We start from the raw sequence: 19,078 nt of genomic DNA, 5'->3' as shown, positions 1-19,078 counted from the left end.
GCAGTCAGTGAGGTGGATGGGAGGGCGGTGGGCCTCTTTGGGCCTCGATTTACCGCAGGTCCGGTACATCGGTGTTCGGGGAGGGCTGCGCCCTCCATTCGCGGGTCAAGCCCGCTCCTACAAGCTCTGCGCTGTGCCATGGAGCGGCGCGCCTCCTGTGGGAGCGGGCTTGACCCGCGACGGGGGCGCATAGCGCCCCCGGGAATCTCAGTTCAACGTCTCGATCCGCAGCGTGTTGGTCGACCCTGGCTTGCCGAAAGGCACACCGGCAGTGATCAGAAGCGTGTCGCCACGGCTGGCCATGCCTTGGGCCTGGGCAATTTCCAGCGCAGTGGAAACCACTTCGTCTACCTGGCGTAGGCGGTCATTCACTACCGAATGCACGCCCCAGGTCACGCTCAGGCGGCGAGCGGTGTTCGGGTTCGGCGTCAGGTTGAGGATCGGTGCCCGTGGCCGCTCGCGCGAAGCACGCAGGGTCGAGGCGCCTGACTCGCTGTAGTTGACCAGCACCGCCACCGGCAAGATGCCGCTGATGCGGCGGATGGCGCAGCTGATGGCGTCCGATACGGTGGCCTCTGCCTTCGGCCGGCCGACGTCGAGCTGGGCCTGGTAGTCCGGGCCGTTCTCCACCTGGCGGATGATCTTGCTCATCATCTGCACGGCTTCGAGCGGGTAATCGCCCGAGGCCGTCTCCGCCGACAACATCACAGCGTCCGCGCCTTCCGCCACGGCATTGGCCACGTCGGTGACTTCGGCACGAGTCGGAGCAGGGGAGAAGCGCATGGATTCGAGCATCTGCGTGGCCACTACCACGGGCTTGCCCAGCTGGCGGCAGGTGCCGATGATGCGCTTCTGGATCTGCGGCACGCTCTCGGCAGGCACTTCCACACCCAGATCGCCCCGGGCCACCATGATCGCGTCGGCCTGCTCGGCGATCGCTTGCAGCTGCTCCACCGCCGACGGTTTCTCGATCTTGGCCATCAAGTAGGCGCGGTCGCCGATCAGCCGGCGTGCCTCGGCAATGTCCTCGGGGCGTTGCACGAACGACAGCGCCACCCAGTCCACGCCAAGCTCCAGGCCGAACGCCAGGTCGCGGCGGTCCTTCTCGGTCAGGGGCGACAAGTCCAGAACCGCCTGAGGCACATTCACCCCCTTGCGGTCGGACAGCTCCCCACCTGCCAGCACCTCGGTGACGATGGCGTCACGGTGTTTGGCCGTCACGCGCAGCCGCAACTTGCCGTCGTCCAGCAGCAGGTCCATGCCAGGTTCCAGCGCAGCGATGATCTCCGGGTGAGGCAGGTTGACCCTGCTGCTGTCGCCTGGCGTCTTGTCCAGGTCCAGGCGCAAGGCTTGACCACGTTGCAGGTGCACCTTGCCTTCGGCAAAACGACCCACCCGCAGTTTTGGCCCTTGAAGGTCCATGAGGATGCCCAATGGGTAGTTGAGCTGCTGCTCCACCTCGCGGATCCATTGATAGCGCAGCGCATGGTCGGCGTGCTCGCCATGGCTGAAGTTCAGGCGAAAGATATTCACGCCTGCTTCCACCAGTTGCCGTACAGCGTCGATGCCACCGGTAGCCGGGCCCAGGGTGGCGAGGATTTTCACTTTCTTGTCAGGCGTCATGAGGGGTCGGTCTCGAGAATCAGGATGGCGCGAAAGTCGTTGACGTTGGTGCGCGTGGGTTCAGTGACGATCAGCGCATCGAGCGCGGCGAAGTAGCCGTAGCCGTTGTTGTCGTCCAGCTCGTCGCTGGCAGAAAGGCCCAGGGCTTGGGCGCGTGCGTAGCTGCTGGGCGTCATCACAGCGCCGGCGTTTTCTTCCGAGCCGTCGATGCCGTCGGTATCGCCTGCCAGTGCGTAGACGCCCGGCAGGCCCTTGAGGCTTTCGGTGAGGCTGAGCAGAAATTCCGCGTTGCGCCCGCCGCGCCCATTGCCGCGCACGGTGACCGTGGTCTCACCGCCGGACAGAATCACGCAGGGGGCCTTGAGCGGCTGGCCATGCTGGACGATTTGCCGGGCAATGCCTGCGTGCACCTTGGCCACTTCCCGTGACTCACCCTCCAGGTCGCCCAATATCAACGGACTGAAGCCTGCCTGGCGCGCCTTGACTGCCGCAGCTTCCAGCGATTGCTGAGGCTTGGCGATCAGCTGGAAATGGCTGCGGGCCAGGGCTGGGTCGCCCGCCTTGAGGGTTTCGGAGGCCGGGTCGTTGAGCCAGTCGATGACGGCCTGTGGGGCGTCGATGGCGTAGCGTTTGAGGATCGCCAGTGCCTGGGCCGAGGTGCTCGGGTCGGCCACGGTGGGGCCAGATGCGATGACCGTGGCCAGGTCGCCCGGCACGTCCGAGATCGCATAGGTGTAGACCGTGGCCGGCCAGCAGGCCTTGGCCAGGCGCCCACCCTTGATCGCCGAGAGGTGCTTGCGCACGCAGTTCATCTCGCCGATGGTGGCGCCGGATTTGAGCAGGGCCTTGTTGATGTGCTGCTTGTCCGCCAGGGTCAGGTCGGCGGCGGGCAGCGCCAGCAAGGCAGAGCCACCGCCGGACAGCAGGAATATCACCCGATCCTGCTCGCTGAGGTTGCCGACCAGCTCCAGCACGCGCCTGGCAACCGCCAGGCCGGCTGCATCAGGCACCGGGTGGGCGGCTTCGACCACTTCGATGTGTTGGCAGTTGGCACCGTGGCCGTAGCGGGTCACGACCAGGCCGCTGACCTCGCCTTGCCAGTGCTTTTCGACCACCTCAGCCATGGCGGCGGCGGCCTTGCCTGCGCCGATGACGATCACCCGGCCACTGCGGTCGGCGGGCAGGTAGGGTTCGAGCACGTGGCTGGGGTGGGCAGCGGCAATGGCTGTGTCGAATAGCTCACGCAGCAGTTTCTGTGGATCGACCGACATGGCAGGCTCCCTTTATTGTTGTTCTGCACAATCGAGAACGCCCCTGGAACAGCCTCCGTGCAGGCCGAACCAGGGGCGGTGTTGCTCGGGGTCACCCCTGGCTGTGTTCAGCCAAGAGGCGTAACAGGCGTGCCGGTTTACCGGCAGCAGGGCTGCAAGGCAGGACCGGCGCTCGGATCAGCGGTCGTCGCGGATCGAGAAGTTGGCCATGTGCTCCAGGCCCTTGATCAGCGCCGAGTGGTCCCAGTTGCTGCCGCCCAGGGCCGCGCAGGTGTTGAACACCTGCTGCGCGTTGGACGTGTTGGGCAAGTTGATGCCCAGCTCACGGGCACCCTGCAGGGCCAGGTTGAGGTCCTTCTGGTGCAGGCTGATGCGAAAACCTGGGTCGAAGGTGCCTTTGATCATGCGCTCGGCGTGCACTTCCAGAATTTTCGACGAGGCGAAACCGCCCATCAGTGCTTCGCGCACCTTGGCCGGGTCTGCGCCGTTCTTGGCGGCAAACAGCAGCGCCTCGCTGACGGCCTGGATGTTCAGGGCGACGATGATCTGGTTGGCCACTTTCGCCGTCTGACCGTCACCATTACCGCCTACCAGGGTGATGTTCTTGCCCATGCTCTGGAACAGTGGCAGGGCGCGCTCGAAGGCGTTCGGGCAACCGCCGACCATGATGCTCAGGGTCGCGGCCTTGGCACCCACTTCACCTCCGGATACCGGAGCGTCCAGGTAGGTAGCGCCGGTGGCGTTGATCTTCTGCGCAAAGGCTTTGGTGGCGGTCGGGGAAATCGAACTCATGTCGATCACCACCTTGTTCGGTCCCACGCCCTGGGCGACGCCGTTTTCCCCGAACAGCACACTGTCGACTTGTGGGGTGTCCGGGACCATGACGATGATGAACTCGGCTTCCTGGGCTACTTCCTTGGGGTTGGCCAGGGCCACGGCGCCGTCGGCGATCAGGTCGGCTGGAGCCGCATCGTGGTGGGTGGAGACGAACAGGCTGTGCCCTGCTTTTTGCAGGTTCTGGGCCATGGGCTTGCCCATGATGCCGGTGCCGATGAAACCGATTTTAGCCATGAGAAATTACCTCTTTTTATCGTTGTTCGCGTTCCCGGTGGGGCTCAGATCGCGTTGTGTGATTTCAGCCAGCCGAGGCCTGCTTCGGTGGTGGTCAGTGGCTTGTACTCAGCCCCCACCCAGCCCTGGTAGCCGATGCGGTCCAGGTGCTCGAACAGGAAGCGGTAGTTGATCTCGCCCGTGCCCGGTTCATGGCGGCCAGGGTTGTCGGCCAGCTGCACGTGGTTGATCAGCGTGAGGTTGGCTTCCAGCGTGCGCGCCAGGTCACCTTCCATGATCTGCATGTGGTAGATGTCGTACTGCAGGAACAGGTTGTCGCTGCCCACCTCGGCCTGGATGGCCAGCGCCTGATCGGTGGTGTTGAGGTAAAAGCCTGGGATGTCGCGGGTATTGATCATTTCCATGACCAGACGAATCCCGGCGGCCTGCAGCTTGTCGGCGGCATAGCGCAGGTTTTCCACGAAGGTCTTGCGCACGGTGGCGCAGTCCGGGCCGTCTGGACGAATCCCAGCCAGGGCGTTGACCTGGGTGTTGCCCAGTACCTTGGCGTACTCGATGGCCTTGTCGACACCTGCACGGAATTCTTCGACGCGGTCGGGGTGGCAGGTGATGCCACGCTCACCCTTGGACCAGTCACCTGCGGGAAGATTGAACAGCACCTGGGTCAGGCCATGGGCCTTGAGCTGCGCCTGGATTTCGTCAGCGCTGAAATCGTAGGGGAACAGGTATTCGACACCACTGAAACCGGCGTCGGCGGCGGCCTTGAAGCGGGCCAGGAAGTCCTGCTCGGTGAACAGCATGGACAGGTTGGCAGCGAAGCGAGGCATGGTTGTCTCCTTGCGTTGAGAGCCCCGGACCAGCCGGGGCGTCAGGCGATCAGTCCAGCAGCGAGATGGCGGTCGGCGCGTCGTTGCCGACCAGGGCGAGGTCTTCGAATTCGTTGACCGCGTTGATCTCGGTGCCCATGGAAATGTTGGTGACGCGTTCAAGAATGATCTCGACCACGACCGGCACGCGGAACTGCTCGGCCATTTGCCGTGCCTTGAGCAGGGCAGGGGCGATGTCGGCCGGCTCGAATACCCGCAGGGCCTTGCAGCCCAAGCCTTCGACCACGGCTACGTGATCGACGCCATAGCTGGCAGCGTCGGTGGCGTTGATGTTCTCGAATGCCAGTTGTACACAGTAGTCCATGTCGAAACCACGCTGAGCCTGGCGAATCAGCCCCAGATAGGCGTTGTTCACCAGCACGTGGACGTAGGGCAGGTTGAACTGCGCCCCGACGGCCAGCTCCTCGATCATGAACTGGAAGTCGTAGTCGCCAGACAAGGCCACGACCTGGCGCTTGGGGTCGGCCTTGACCACGCCCAGTGCTGCAGGAATGGTCCAGCCGAGCGGGCCGGCCTGGCCGCAGTTGATCCAGTGCCGTGGCTTGTACACGTGCAGGAACTGCGCACCGGCGATCTGCGACAGCCCGATGGTGCTGACATAGCAGGTGTCCTTGCCGAACACCTGGTTCATCTCCTGGTACACACGCTGGGGCTTGACCGGCACGTTGTCGAAATGGGTCTTGCGCTGCAGGCTGGCCTTGCGCTGCTGGCAGTCTTCAAGCCAGGCCTGCCGGCACTTGAGTTTCCCGGCGGCTTGCCATTCCCTGGCGACTTCCAGGAACACATCCAGGGCTTTGCCGGCATCGGACACGATGCCCAGGTCCGGGGTGAACACGCGGCCAATCTGGGTCGGCTCGATGTCCACATGCACGAATTTGCGGCCTTCGGTGTACACGTCCACGGAACCTGTGTGGCGGTTGGCCCAGCGGTTGCCGATGCCCAGCACCAGGTCGGACTTGAGCAGGGTGGCGTTGCCATAGCGATGAGAGGTTTGCAGGCCGACCATCCCGACCATCAGCGGGTGGTCATCGGGGATGGTGCCCCAACCCATTAGGGTCGGGATCACCGGCACACCGGTCAGTTCGGCGAATTCGACCAGTTTGTCGCTGGCGTCGGCGTTGATGATGCCGCCGCCTGCAACGAGCAAGGGCCGCTCGGCTTCGTTGAGCATGGCCAGGGCTTTTTCGGCCTGGACGCGCGTGGCCGACGGCTTGTGCACGGGCAATGGCTCGTAGGCATCGATGTCGAATTCGATTTCAGCCATCTGCACGTCGAATGGCAGGTCGATCAGTACCGGGCCGGGGCGGCCGCTGCGCATCTCGAAGAACGCTTTCTGGAACGCGTACGGCACCTGGCCAGGCTCCAGCACGGTGGTTGCCCACTTGGTGACGGGCTTGACGATGCTGGTGATGTCCACGGCCTGGAAGTCTTCCTTGTGCAGGCGGGCGCGCGGCGCCTGGCCAGTGATGCACAGGATCGGGATGGAGTCGGCGCTGGCGCTGTAAAGGCCGGTGACCATGTCCGTGCCAGCTGGGCCGGAGGTGCCAATGCAAACGCCGATGTTGCCCGGGTTGGCACGGGTATAGCCCTCTGCCATGTGCGAGGCGCCTTCGACGTGGCGAGCGAGGACGTGATCGATGCCACCCACTTTCTTCAGGGCCGAGTACAACGGGTTGATGGCAGCCCCTGGGATGCCGAACGCAGTCACGACGCCTTCACGGCGCATGACCAGTACGGCTGCATCGATTGCTCTCATTTTGCTCATGATTTGTGCCTCATCGATTTTGTAATTGTATACAACCTGTGTTGCGATTCAGTGTATTCACGGTCAGGTGATCAGGTCAATGGGTTTTGATCGGGTAAGTCGATGCGGCCGTGAAATGGGGTGATTGCGCTATCGAATACGATTGGATCTAAATATTGTATACAAAAATATTTTCGGTTGTGTTCTATTGCTGTATCGGTTTTCAACTGCCCTCAGGGCTTCTCACAATAAAAAGAGGACCTTCCCATGAATGCTTTGAACCTGAACCTGGCGCTGAGCCTGGTAAACGCCGCATTGGCTGCTGGGCGGACCATCCAGGCGGCGCCGCTGACGGTGGCGGTGCTCGATGCCGGTGGGCACTTGCTTGCCTTGCAGCGTGAAGACGGGGCGAGCCTTATCCGACCCGAGGTCGCAACGGGCAAGGCCTGGGGGGCGATAGCGCTGGGCAAGGGCTCGCGTCTGCTGGCGCTGGATGCGCAGCAACGGCCGGCTTTCTTCGCCGCGCTCAACGGATTGGGCGAACGTCCGGTCGTGCCGGCGCCAGGCGGCGTGCTGGTGCGTGATCAGGATGGGCGGGTGCTAGGGGCGGTGGGGATCAGCGGGGATACATCGGATATCGACGAGCAGTGCGCGATCAGTGCCATCGAGGCGCTGGGGCTGCGCGCCGATGCGGGCGCGGTGGCCTGACCCGCATAAACTGTCTTTGCTCAATGCCCCAACCTGCGGCGCAGGTGGGCACATTCAGGGCGAACGGCAAGGTGGTGCTGCTCAGGCCGGCTCGGGTTCGCAGCCTTTGAGCACCATGCGGATGATGGTTTCGGCCGCAGCGTCGTAGTCGCTGTCGGCCAGCTTGGCCTTGCCGGTCACCGCCGAGATCTGCCAGTCGAAATCGGCGTAAGTCTGGGTCGCCGCCCAGATGCTGAACATCAGGTGATGCGCATCGACGTGGGCAATCTGGCCGCGGTCTATCCACTGCTGGATGCACTCGATGTTGTGCCGCGCCTGTTCGTTGAGCTGTTCCACCTGGCTGGGCGACAAGTGCGGTGCGCCGTGCATGATTTCGCTGGCAAATACTTTCGAAGCATGGGGCAGATCGCGGGAGATCCGGATCTTGGAGCGAATGTACGCGCTCAGTACCTCGCGAGGATCGCCCTCGGCGTTGAATGGGGTGGAGGCCTGCATGATCGGCGCGATGATGCTTTCCAGCACCTCGCGGTACAGGTTGTCCTTGGATTTGAAGTAGTAGTAGACGTTGGGCTTGGGCAGGCCGGCCTTGGCGGCGATATCGCTGGTTTTGGTGGCTGCGAAGCCCTTGTCGGCGAATTCCTCGCTGGCCGCGCGCAGGATCAATTCCTTGTTGCGCTCGCGAATGGTGCTCATGGTCAGGGATCTTCCTCGTGTCAGGCCACCTCTAGGAGGCAGCCGGCATGGTAGCACCGTGCCCAATGGCGGCTCAAGGCAGCGGCTTTGGGCAGGGCCTTTGCGTCCAGTCGCGCGCATAGGCGCTAGCGCAGCAGGTTGGTCTTCGCCAGGTCCAGCACCTCGTCGCCGCGCCCGCTCATCACGGCCTTGAGCATGTACAGGCTAAAGCCCTTGGCCTGCTCCAGCTTGATCGCTGGCGGCATGACCAGTTCTTGGGTGGCGGTGACCACGTCGACCAGTACGGGGCCGTCGTGGGCCAGCGCACGGCGCAGGGCCTGCTCCAGGTCTTCGGAGCGCTCGACGCGAATCCCCAGGATGCCCATGGCATTGGACATGGCGGCAAAATCGGGGTTGTGCAGGTCGGTGCCGGTATCGAGGTAGCCGGCAGCCTTCATTTCCATGGCGACGAAGCCCAGTGACGCGTTATTGAACACCACCACCTTCACGGGCAGTTTGAGCTGCGCGAGCGAGATGAAGTCCCCCATCAGCATGCTGAACCCACCATCGCCACTCATCGAGATCACCTGGCGCCCCGGGAAGGCCGCCTGTGCGCCCATGGCCTGTGGCATGGCGTTGGCCATCGAGCCGTGGTTGAACGAGCCGACCAGGCGACGCTGGCCATTCATCTTCAGGTAACGCGCCGCCCAGACCGTGGGCGAACCGACGTCGGCGGTGAAGATCGCGTCTTCGGTGGCCAGTTCGCTGAGCAGGCGTGTGACATATTGTGGATGGATCGGCCGGTCACCCTTGGAGGGTACCGCCAGATCGTCCAGCCCCTGGCGCGCCTTGTCATAGGCTTTGAGTGCATCATCCAGGAAGCGCCGATCAGTCTTGCGCGTCAGGCGTGGCAGCAGGGCGGTGAGGGTTTCGCCGACATCGGCAGCGATACCCAGCGATAACGTGGCGCGTCGCCCCAGCGCTTGCGGGTCACGGTCGACCTGCACGATCTTGGCGTCGCTCGGGAAAAACTGCCGGTAGGGAAAGTCGGTGCCCAGCATCACCAGCGTGTCGCAGCCGAGCATGGCGTGGTAACCGGAACTGAAGCCGATCAAGCCCGTCATGCCGACGTCGAAGGGGTTGTCCCATTCCACATGCTCCTTACCGCGCAGCGCATGGACCACTGGTGCGCCGAGTGCATCGGCCAGGGCCACGACCTGGTCGTGCGCACCTGCGCAGCCGCTGCCGCACAGCAGGGTCACCTTGTGGCTGTCTTGCAACAATTCGGTCAGGCGCTGCAGATCGACGTCCGTGGGCAAAATGCGTGGCTGCTGCAGGGTAGGCCAGGCCGCCGGTTTCTGCTCGACCTCCAGCAGCGAGACGTCACCGGGAATCACCACCACCGCCACACCGCGATTGAGGATGGCCGAACGCATGGCCCGGTGCAGCACCTGCGGCATTTGCGCAGGGTTGCTGACCAGTTCGATGAAATGGCTGCATTCCTTGAACAGTTCCTGCGGGTGGGTTTCCTGGAAGTAGTTCAGGCCAATCTCCGAGGAGGGGATCTGCGCGGCGATGGCCAGCACGGGCACCCGGTTGCGGTGGCAGTCGAACAGGCCATTGATCAAATGCAGGTTGCCCGGCCCGCAACTACCCGCGCACACCGTCAGCTCACCGGTTACCGCCGCCTCGGCACCGGCGGCAAAGGCCGCAACTTCCTCATGGCGCACGTGCATCCACTCGATGCTGTCCATGCTGCGCAGGGCGTCGGTCAGGCCATTGAGACTGTCGCCGGTCAGGCCCCAGATCCGCTTGATACCGGCTTGTTCGAGTGTCGAGGCCAACTGCTGGGCCATGTTGAGCTTTGCCATGGGTACTCCTGGTGCGAATGGAAGAACGTGATCGATGGGATAGAGACAGGCGCTTGGCCACGGCTGTTCGTTTGCGTCCATGAACGAATCGTCATGCGCGCTGCCCCGTGCCTGACGCTGCCCTGAAACCCATGTGTGCGTCCTGGGTCATCTGCCGCCGGCAGGCCACGGCACGCGCGCGCCCGGCAGAACTGTTCCGCCACCGGCCGGTCTGTATGCCATCGTGATTGCCCTGGGAGCACGCCTGGCTATTCAGGCGCTTCAGGATGATGAAATCGCACGCGTCTACTAAGGATGAATGGAATGGCTGGCAGCAGTTTTTTTGCGTTGTTGGATGACATCGCGGCCCTGTTGGATGACATCTCGTTGATGACCAAGGTCGCGGCCAAGAAGTCGGCCAGCGTACTGAGCGATGACTTGGCCGTTAACGCCGAGCAAGTAACAGGCATGAAGGCCGATCGCGAACTGCCGGTGGTATGGGCCGTATTCAAAGGCTCTCTGAAGAACAAGGCCATCCTGGTGCCGTGCGCCCTGATCCTTAGTGCGGTGCTGCCGGCGGCGGTCAAATGGCTGCTCATGGCCGGCGGCCTGTACCTGTGCTACGAGGGCTTCGAGGCGATCAAGGACAAGTTTTCCCGCAGCGAGCATGGCGCGAAGGGGCAAGGGAAAAAAGCGCTTCCCAAGACCCCCGAGGAACTGGCCGCGTATGAAAAACGCAAGGTCAAAGGGGCGATCAAGACCGACTTCATCCTGAGCGCGGAAATCATCGTCATTACCCTCAACGTGGTGGCTGAGGCCCCGCTGTACCAGCAGATTCTGACCTTGGTCTTGATCGCCTTGGTGATGACGATTGGCGTGTACGGGCTGGTCGCTGGCATCGTGCGGCTGGACGACGCAGGGTTCGCCCTGGCGAAATCCAAAGCCCAGGGTATGTGGGGTCGCGCGGTCAGAAAGCTGGGTGAAGTGCTGGTGTCGGCCGCGCCTTTCCTGATGAAGGCGCTGTCCTGGATCGGCACGGTCGCGATGTTTCTGGTCGGCGGTACATTCATTACTGAAGGCATTGCGCCACTTGAGCACGTCATCGAAGGCTGGGTCGCGCACAGCGGAAGCTGGGAAGCAGTGGCCAAGCTCGTCGTGTTCGGGGTTGTCGGGGCTGTCGCTGGCGGCCTGACAGCGCTGGTGGTCGGCGGATTCTCTTGGGTTCGCGCACGCGCTACCGGCTGAGCGACAACGCTTGGGCAAAGGGGCCGCCAGGCGGCCCCGTCATCATGCCGTGATCAGAACAGCACCTTGACCAGGAAGCTCATGGTGTTCTGGTCAGTGGTGAAGGCGCCGGAATCCTTGATGCCGTATTTGTTCTTCCAGTAGTCGTATTCCACACCCACGTACAGCTGCTTCTCGCCCAGGTGCATGGCTTTGCCCAGGTCATACTTGATCTGCGGGTTGAAGTGCAGGTTGGCGTGGTAGGTGCCACGGCGGTTTTCATCGTTGTCCACCACCCAGTCCATGAAGCCATCGATCAACACGTCGGAGGCGCCGACCGGGATGGTGTAGGCCCACACCGGGGTGATCTGCCAGACATTGTCGCCAGGGCGGCTGCCGTCGGTGGTGCGCTGGTAGAAGTTCAGCTGGAAGTAGTCGAAGCCTGGGATGTCCAGGTCGAAACCGGGGCCGATCAGGTAGGCTTCCGTGTCGCCCTCGCCAAACTCGTAGGTCATGGCCAGCAGCACGTCCTTGACCGGCCCGAAGGACAGCTTCTGATCGAAGATCTTGTTGAACGACAGCCGCGGGCTGATCTCGCCGTAGTAGGTGTTGGGGCCGTTGCCGGCGTCCTTCTGGCCTTGGTAGAAGATCTTGTCGACGAACAGGAAGTTATCGCCGTACTTCCAGCCGTCGGCGTGCTCGAAGGTCAGGGTCTGTTGGGTCGACGGATTGACCTTGAAGTTCTTGCCCCACAGGTAGGTCAAGCTGTTGCTCTGCCACTGCAGCAGGTCGCCGGCGAAGGTGGTGCCACAGGCCAGCAGGCCGCCGGCGAGGATCAGGCTGTTGATGGTACGCATTGCGGATGTCGCTCCCTTGGTTGATCTGTTGTCAGCGCTCGGTGTTGGCGCTTTTTCTGTCTTTGTAGTCAGCTTTTTTCGATGGGCCACAGCTGTCTGGCAAGGGTTGAGCCAACTTCTTCCCGGTTGGCGAAACCGTCCTGCTCGACGTCGTTCTGAACGGATGAAAAGGGTCTTTCAGGCTGGCAACACGTTGGCCAACCGCCCGAATTCATTGACTGAGCGGTCAGTAAACGCAGGCAGAATCCGTCCTGCCCTGATCGAGGGGGCGCGCAGATTACTGGCTTGCGCGCCTGGCCTCAAGTGCTCCGTCATGGAGCACGGTGGAGCAAACCTGTGCATGTGGTCAGGTTGTCAGAAGTGTACCTTGATCAAGGCACTGGCCACGCTCTGATTGCTGTCCAGGGCGCCCCGGCTGTCGATGCCGTATTTGTCTTTCCAGTAGCTGTACTCCAAGCCCACGTACAGCTGCTTGTCGCCCAGGCTCAGCGCCTTGCCCAGGTCGTATTTCACCTGCGGGTTGAAGTGCAGGTTGGCGTGATAGGTGCCCCGTCGGTTCTGGTCGTTGTCGGTCACCCAGTCCATGTAGCCGTCTATCAGAATGTCGGATTTGCCCAGTGGCACGGTGTAGGACCAGGCGGGCGTGATTTGCCATACGTTGTCGCCGGGGCGGCTGCCCTCGGTATTGCGCACGTAGAAATTGAGCACGAAGTAATTGAAACCTGGCACGTCCAGGTCGAAGCCTGGGCCGATCAGGTAGGCTTCATTGTCACCTTCGCCACGCTCGTAGGTCATGGCCAGCAGCACGTCCTTGACCGGACCGAACGCAAGCTTGCGGTCGAGGATCTTGCCCAGCGAGAAGCGAGGGCTGAACTCGCCGTAGTAGGTGGTCACCCCTTTGCCGGGGTCGGCCTTGCCGTTGTAGAAAATCTTGTCGACAAACAGGAACGTGTCGCCGTATTTCCACTTGTTGGCGTGCTCGAAGGTAAGCGTCTGCTGGATGCCAGGGTTGATCTTGAAATCCTTGCCGTACAGGTAGGTCAGGCTCTCGCCGTGCCATTGCAGCCATTGGCCGGCCTGGGTCGGTACGCTGGCAAGCAGGCTGGTGCCCAGCAACAAGGCGGTGGGGATGTGGTTCATGTGACAGCTCCCGGATGTTGTTCTTGTGGGTTGTCAGGCGCGTGCGCGCCCCGGGCGGCCCACGCGCAGTGGGCCGACGGCACAGCAGTGATTCAGGCGTGAAGCATGGGCGGCCAGGGCGCCGCCCGTTGGCTCAGTGGGGGTGGCAGGGCGCGTTGTGCGCTGCGCGGTCCGCGCCGCCGAGGATGTTGAACAGCACGTTGAGCACCAGCGCACTGACCGTGGCCATGGCGATGCCGCTGTGGGTGATGGGCTCCATCCACTGGGGCATCTGGGCGAAGAACTCCGGCCGTACCACCGGGATCAGACCGAAACCGACGCTGACCGCAACCAGCAACTGATTGCGCCGATCGCCGATGTCCGCTTCCTGGAGGATCTTGATGCCCGTGGCAGTGACCATGCCGAACATGGCAATGGACGCGCCGCCCAGCACCGCTGGCGGGATCGAGGCGATCAGGTAGGCCGCCTTGGGCAGCAAGCTGAGCACCACCAGCAAGCCGCCGGCCACCACCGTGACGAAACGGCAGCGTACGCCGGTCATCTGCACCAGGCCGATGTTCTGGGCGAACGAGGAATGGGTGAAGGTGTTGAAAAAGCCTGCGATGAAAGAGGCGCCTGCGTCGCACAGCAGCCCCCGGCGCAGCATGCCTGGGGTGACTTCACGGTCGGTGACCTTGCCCAGGGCCAGGAACATGCCCGTGGATTCGACGAAAATGATCACCACCACCAGGCACATCGACAGGATCGGGGCCAGGCTGAAGGTGGGCATGCCAAAGTGCAGCGGCGTGACCACCTGCAGCCAGGGGGTAGCCCCCAGGCCCGAGAGGTCGACCATGCCGATCGACCCCGCCAGCAGGTAACCCAGGCCCATCCCCACCAGCACCGACACGTTGACCCAGAAGCCCCGCATGAAACGGTTGATCAGCAGAATCACTGCCAGCACCAGGCCGGCGACCAGCAGATAGATCGGTGAGCCGAAGGTGGTCGCTTGCTGGCCGCCTCCGGCCCAGTTCACCGCCACGGGGAACAGCGACAGGCCAATGGACGTGATCACCGTGCCGGTCACCAGCGGCGGGAAGAACCTCACCACCTTGGACATGAAGGGCGCGACCAGCATGCCGAAGAAGCCTGCGGCAATGGTGGCCCCGAAGATGCCCTGCAGGCCCACGCCGGGCATGCCGGCCATGGCCACCATGCTGCCGACGGCGGCAAAGCTGGCCCCCATCATCACGGGCATGCGAATACCCACAGGGCCGATGCCCAGCGACTGCACCAGGGTGGCGACGCCGGCGACCAGCAGGTCGGCGTTGATCAGAAAGGCAACTTCTTCGCGGGACAGGCCTGCAGCCTGGCCGATGATCAGCGGTACCGCGATGGCGCCGCCATACATCAGAAGCACATGTTGCAGGCCAACCAGAAAGAGCTGGAACAGGGGCAGGGGCTGTCGCGGCGGCGCTACCGGAATAGACGCCTTGGATGACTCGGACATGCAGCACCTCGAGTTTTGTTTTTATTCTCGGATCCAAGCGGCGGGCGAGCCCAGGCTTCAAATGGCGGTCTTCAACCTGAAGATCGCCTTGTTTGAAGCCTGTGCCAGCGCCTGCGCTCGATGCTTGCGTACGACGTTATGCGGTGTAGCCAATTACGCTCAGTTGACCGGCGCGCCCTTGGCGATCCAGTCGCCTACTAGCTTGCGCTCCTCGGTGGTCATCTGCGTGATGTTGCCCAGCGGCATGATCTGGCTGGCAACCGCTTGCGCCTGGATGCGCGCGGCCTGGGCCTGGATCTGTTGCGGTGTGTCGAACATCACGCCACCTGGAGCGGCGCTGAACAGTGGGCTGGTCGGTTTCGAGGAGTGGCACACGGTGCAGCGTTCCTGGATCACGTGATGGATCTTCTCGAAGCTGTCACCGCCGGCCTGCGCCGTCGCCTCGGCCGGCACCGCCGGTTCGGCGGGCTTGGCCGCGTCTTCGGCGTGGCGCTCGGCGGCCGTTTTGCCGCCCACGGCCGTGGCTGGCAACGGCTGGTATTCGATCTTGGCAGCGGCCTGTTCCGGGCTGACCGGCATTGGCTTGGGACCGGTGACATAGGCCAGGCAGATCATGGCCAGGGCACCGACCGGCAGCGTCCAGGCGTACTTGTTGCTGTCGTGACGGGTGTTGAAGTAGTGACGGATCAACACCGCCGCCACTGCGATCCCCGCCAGGATCAGCCAGTTGTACTGGCTGCCGTAGGTGCTGGGGAAGTGGTTGCTGATCATGATGAACAGCACCGGCAGCGTGAAGTAGTTGTTGTGGCGTGACCGCAGCAGGCCCTTGGCCGGCAAGACCGGGTCCGGGGTCTGGTTGTTCTCGATGGCAGCCACCAGCTGGCGCTGGGCCGGCATGATGATACGGAACACGTTGCCGACCATGATGGTGCCGATGATCGCGCCCGTGTGCAGGTAGGCGCCGCGGCCACTGAACACCAGGCTGAAGCCCCAGCAGGCGGCAATGATCAGCACGAACAGCACCGCACCGAGCAGGGCAGGGCGCTTGCCCAGGGGCGAGTCGCACAGGAAATCGTAGACGAACCAGCCCACGACCAGCGACCCGATACCGATCGCCACGCCCTCGGCGCCACTGAGGGTGCTACCCGGTGCCAGCAGGTACAAGGTGGGATTCCAGTAGAACACCACGCACAGCAGGGCAATGCCGGACATCCAGGTGAAGTAGGCTTCCCATTTGAACCAGTGCAGGTTCTCGGGCATTTTCGGCGGGGCGAGCTTGTATTTTTCCAGGTGGTAGATGCCACCGCCATGGATGGCCCAGAGGTCACCTGACAACCCATCGCGCGGGTTGCTTCGATTCAGGTGGTTCTCCAGCCAGACAAAGTAGAACGATGCACCGATCCAGGCCACGCCGGTGATCATGTGAACCCAGCGAATGCTCAGGTTCAGCCACTCGTGAAGGTGTGCTTCCACAGTATGTACCTCTTGCCGGTCACAGGCGCGGGCAGTGCCCTGGCATGACCGACCTTTTCTTATTGGTGGGGGTTGAGGATCAGCATCTGTTCCTCGCTGAAGTAATGCTCATCGCAGTTGTTGCCAGAACCACTGCGATCAACCACCAGGAAGTCATCCCGCTTTTCGATCGTCAGCACCGGGTGGTGCCAGACGCCGCGATGGTAATTGACGCCCTGCCTGCCGTTGCTGCGGAAGGCGCGGACCAAGCCTGATACAGGTGCATCGCCAAGTGGCGCGACCACGATCAGAAAGGGGTTGCCGAGCAGCGGAATGAAAGCCTGGCTGCCCAGCGGATGGCGTTCGAGCATGCGCACGGTCAGCGGCATTTCCAGCGCGTCGGCGCGGAAAATACTGATGATCGCCTTGTCTTCAGGCTCGGCGGTCTCGACCGTGGCGAGCTTGTGAAAGCGCATGGTCGAGCCGTTGTTGATCATGAAGTGGTCGCTGCCATCGGTTTCGATCACGTCACCGAAAGGGGCGAAGGCTTCTTTGGTCAGGGGCTCGATCATCAGGGTGCGCATGCGGTTATCTCTTCTATTGTGCGTTGTTCTGTAAAGAATCGTCGGTCGCTTACAGCTGTTGCAGGCGGAACAGGGCGATCTGGTTGATCTGCTTGAGCGCCTCGGCGAACTCGGCCTTCGCATCGTTGTGGATGCGCTGTTCGAACGAGGCCAGGATCTGGTGCCGGTCGCTGCCCTTGACGGCCATGATGAACGGGAACTGGAACTTGGCCTTGTACGCCTCGTTGAGCGAGGTGAAGCGCGCGAATTCCTCGGCGGTGCATTGGTGAATACCGGCCCCGGCCTGTTCGTTGGTGCTCGAGGCGGTCAGTTCACCCTGGACGGCAGCCTTGCCGGCCAGGTCCGGGTGGGCGTTGATCAAGGCCAGTTGGTCGGCGTGAGGTGCGCTCAGCAGGATGTCGCTCATGCGCTGGTGCAGCGCGTGCACGTTGTCCAGTTCGTCCAATTGGCCGAGGTCGTAGGCCTTCTCGGCAACCCAGGGCGAGTGCTCGTAGATGTCGGCGAAGGCGTGAACGAACGCGTCACGGTCAAGGGTGGACGGCTTGAGGGTCTTGAAGGTGGTCATCAGACGGTCTCTTTCTGGTACGGGTGGGTGGCTTGCCAGTGGCGGGCAATGTCGACACGGCGGGCGAACCATACCTGCTCGTGGCTTTTGGCGTAGTCGACGAAACGCTTGAGCGCTGCCAGGCGTGCCGGCCGGCCGACCAGGCGGCAATGCAGGCCGATGGAGAGCATCTTCGGCGCCTCGGCGCCTTCGGCGTACAGTACGTCGAAGGCGTCCTTGAGGTACTGGTAGAACTGCTCGCCACAGTTGAAGCCCTGGACCTGGGTGAAGCGCATGTCATTGGTGTCCAGGGTGTAAGGGATGACCAGGTGCGGCTTGCCGGTGGGATTGTTCGGCTCCCAGTAGGGCAAGTCGTCGTCATAGGTGTCGCTGTCGTAGAGAAAGCCGCCTTCTTCCATGACTAGCCGACGGGTGTTGGGGCCGGTGCGGCCGGTGTACCAGCCCAGCGGGCGTTCGCCAGTGATTTCGGTCAGGATGCGGATGGCTTCGAGCATGTGCTCGCGCTCCTGGGCCTCGTCCATGTACTGGTAGTCGATCCAGCGGTAGCCGTGGCTGCAGATTTCATGACCAGCCTGGACCATGGCGCGGATGACGTCGGGGTGGCGCTGGGCGGCCATGGCCACGGCGAAGATGGTCAAGGGGATGCCGCTGTCTTTAAACAGCTTGAGCAGGCGCCATACGCCTGCGCGGCTACCGTATTCATAGAGCGACTCCATGCTCTGGTTGCGTACGCCCTGCAACGGCTGGGCCGCGACCATCTCGGAGAGGAAGGCTTCGGATTCCTTGTCACCATGCAGGATGTTGCGCTCGCCGCCTTCTTCGTAGTTGAGCACGAACGACAGCGCAATGCGGGCGTTGCCTGGCCAGTGCGGGTGAGGAGGGTTATTGCCGTAACCGATCATGTCGCGAGGGTAGTCAGCGCTCACTGCAGTCTTCCTTCTTGTACGTGTGGGCAGGGTGGCGGGCCGCGTCGCTGTGTCGCACCACCGGATGCAATGATTGTATACAACTTATGAATTCTTTTGTAAGTCCGAATTTCCGTATTTATGACCAGGTGTCGCGTCTGGATACCTTGCAAGAAACCTGCCCACTTGGTCAGCTAAGCAAGGCGAAGACGCAGTGTCCCGCTTAATTCACGCTGGTGCCATGGCCCACAAGGGCATCGGCTTGGAAAGCAAAAAAATTGTGTACAATTTACTTTGCGAATGTCTTAATTGCGTTCATCCAAGGCGCACGCTGCCCCGATTCGGGTCACTGCCGTGCGTACTTGCCCCTGGCAAACACGAGGCGACAAGCAGATGGGACGTTTGACCACTCACGTACTGGACGCAGCCCATGGCTGCCCAGGCAGCGCAATCAACGTGGAGTTGTACCGTGTCGAAGGCAGCCAGCTGACGCTGGTCACCACGGCGCTCACTAACAGCGATGGCCGCGTCGATTCGCCATTGTTGCAAGGCGATGACTACCGTTCCGGTGTTTACCAGCTGCAGTTCAATGCTGGTGACTACTACCGCGGGCGAGGCGTGGCGCTGCCTGAACAGCCGTTCCTGGATGTGGTGGTATTGCGCTTTGGCATCGATGCGCAGCAGGAGCACTACCATGTGCCGCTGCTGATCTCGCCTTACAGTTATTCGACCTATCGTGGAAGCTAGTTGGTCGCTAGAAGAATCTTCGTAGGTCCTTGCCCGCTCTCACACTGGCGGGCTTTTTTTTGCGTTGGGTACGCGTCAGATTCTCAATCTATCCAGACCTGCACCGCGCCAGTAGGCAAGCGCATCTCAAGCAGGTGCGGCCTTGCACTGCGATGAGCTCCAAATACGGTGCACGGTTGTTGCGCTCACCCCGCAGAGAGGTGGCCTTGAGGTACTGGCCGGCGGTTTACACCGATAAGGCATGCGCCCCAGTGCTGAGCGTTCGCATTGCTTATGCGCCTGGATAAAC

17 protein-coding genes are annotated in these 19,078 nt (G+C 62.4%); 3 read left to right on the top strand and 14 right to left on the bottom strand.

What is annotated here, in order from left to right:
* Positions 1-207: 207 nt before the first annotated feature.
* From pyk to gcl, 5 genes are all read right to left on the bottom strand, one after another.
* Positions 208-1,623 carry a pyruvate kinase gene (pyk, locus tag MOP87_RS13690; protein ID WP_242809648.1) on the bottom strand — a complete coding sequence of 472 codons (1,416 nt, stop codon included), beginning with the start codon at positions 1,621-1,623 and terminating at the stop codon, positions 208-210.
* Entirely contained in the window at positions 1,620-2,894 is a 1,275-nt protein-coding gene (locus MOP87_RS13685) for a glycerate kinase (protein ID WP_023535914.1), read from the bottom strand. Before MOP87_RS13685 ends, pyk begins: the two co-directional genes overlap by 4 nt.
* A 177-nt stretch (positions 2,895-3,071) precedes the next feature.
* The gene (locus MOP87_RS13680; RefSeq protein WP_027915990.1) at positions 3,072-3,965 is read right to left on the bottom strand and encodes a 2-hydroxy-3-oxopropionate reductase; all 894 of its coding nucleotides are present in this window, start codon (positions 3,963-3,965) and stop codon (positions 3,072-3,074) included.
* 44 nt (positions 3,966-4,009) lie between these two features.
* Entirely contained in the window at positions 4,010-4,792 is a 783-nt protein-coding gene (gene hyi, locus MOP87_RS13675; protein ID WP_242809646.1) for a hydroxypyruvate isomerase, read from the bottom strand.
* Between the two features lie 49 nt (positions 4,793-4,841).
* Positions 4,842-6,617 (bottom strand): glyoxylate carboligase, encoded by a 1,776-nt coding sequence (gene gcl, locus MOP87_RS13670; protein WP_027915992.1) that lies wholly within the window; start codon positions 6,615-6,617, stop codon positions 4,842-4,844.
* A 246-nt stretch (positions 6,618-6,863) separates the two neighbouring features.
* Here gcl and MOP87_RS13665 point away from each other — a divergent pair, with 246 nt between their 5' ends.
* A complete protein-coding gene (locus MOP87_RS13665) occupies positions 6,864-7,304 on the top strand; it encodes a heme-binding protein (protein WP_023535891.1) in 441 nt (146 codons plus the stop codon).
* Between the two features lie 81 nt (positions 7,305-7,385).
* On the opposite strand, the gene MOP87_RS13660 is transcribed toward MOP87_RS13665, so the two are convergent.
* Together MOP87_RS13660 and poxB are read right to left on the bottom strand one after the other, a co-directional pair.
* Entirely contained in the window at positions 7,386-7,997 is a 612-nt protein-coding gene (locus MOP87_RS13660; RefSeq protein WP_023535917.1) for a TetR/AcrR family transcriptional regulator, read from the bottom strand.
* Between the two features lie 125 nt (positions 7,998-8,122).
* Positions 8,123-9,847, bottom strand: coding sequence for a ubiquinone-dependent pyruvate dehydrogenase (gene poxB / locus MOP87_RS13655; protein WP_033695150.1), 1,725 nt, complete (start codon positions 9,845-9,847; stop codon positions 8,123-8,125).
* 303 nt (positions 9,848-10,150) lie between these two features.
* Here poxB and MOP87_RS13650 point away from each other — a divergent pair, with 303 nt between their 5' ends.
* Complete coding sequence (locus tag MOP87_RS13650; protein ID WP_110607427.1) at positions 10,151-11,071, top strand: DUF808 domain-containing protein; 921 nt, start codon at positions 10,151-10,153, stop codon at positions 11,069-11,071.
* A 53-nt stretch (positions 11,072-11,124) separates the two neighbouring features.
* On the opposite strand, the gene MOP87_RS13645 is transcribed toward MOP87_RS13650, so the two are convergent.
* The 7 genes from MOP87_RS13645 to puuE form a co-directional block, all read right to left on the bottom strand.
* Positions 11,125-11,907: an outer membrane protein OmpK gene (locus tag MOP87_RS13645; protein WP_027915996.1), complete on the bottom strand. Its 783-nt coding sequence runs from the start codon at positions 11,905-11,907 to the stop codon at positions 11,125-11,127.
* 354 nt (positions 11,908-12,261) lie between these two features.
* Positions 12,262-13,047 carry an outer membrane protein OmpK gene (locus tag MOP87_RS13640; protein WP_027915997.1) on the bottom strand — a complete coding sequence of 262 codons (786 nt, stop codon included), beginning with the start codon at positions 13,045-13,047 and terminating at the stop codon, positions 12,262-12,264.
* 133 nt (positions 13,048-13,180) lie between these two features.
* Complete coding sequence (locus MOP87_RS13635) at positions 13,181-14,536, bottom strand: nucleobase:cation symporter-2 family protein (RefSeq protein WP_023535929.1); 1,356 nt, start codon at positions 14,534-14,536, stop codon at positions 13,181-13,183.
* 159 nt (positions 14,537-14,695) lie between these two features.
* Complete coding sequence (locus tag MOP87_RS13630) at positions 14,696-16,009, bottom strand: urate hydroxylase PuuD (RefSeq protein ID WP_049695643.1); 1,314 nt, start codon at positions 16,007-16,009, stop codon at positions 14,696-14,698.
* A 59-nt stretch (positions 16,010-16,068) separates the two neighbouring features.
* A complete protein-coding gene (locus MOP87_RS13625; protein WP_023535901.1) occupies positions 16,069-16,572 on the bottom strand; it encodes an ureidoglycolate lyase in 504 nt (167 codons plus the stop codon).
* A gap of 49 nt (positions 16,573-16,621) precedes the next feature.
* Positions 16,622-17,137: a 2-oxo-4-hydroxy-4-carboxy-5-ureidoimidazoline decarboxylase gene (gene uraD, locus MOP87_RS13620; protein WP_027915999.1), complete on the bottom strand. Its 516-nt coding sequence runs from the start codon at positions 17,135-17,137 to the stop codon at positions 16,622-16,624.
* Complete coding sequence (gene puuE, locus MOP87_RS13615) at positions 17,137-18,063, bottom strand: allantoinase PuuE (protein ID WP_027916000.1); 927 nt, start codon at positions 18,061-18,063, stop codon at positions 17,137-17,139. The genes uraD and puuE overlap by 1 nt, the downstream gene beginning before the upstream one ends.
* 372 nt (positions 18,064-18,435) lie before the next feature.
* Here puuE and uraH point away from each other — a divergent pair, with 372 nt between their 5' ends.
* A complete protein-coding gene (gene uraH / locus MOP87_RS13610; protein WP_242809644.1) occupies positions 18,436-18,789 on the top strand; it encodes a hydroxyisourate hydrolase in 354 nt (117 codons plus the stop codon).
* The last annotated feature ends 289 nt before the right edge of the window (positions 18,790-19,078 follow it).

It is taken from the genome of Pseudomonas sp. I3-I5 (assembly GCF_022699445.1).
Lineage (GTDB): Bacteria > Pseudomonadota > Gammaproteobacteria > Pseudomonadales > Pseudomonadaceae > Aquipseudomonas > Aquipseudomonas fulva.
This window is presented reverse-complemented; position numbering and strand designations above follow the sequence as displayed.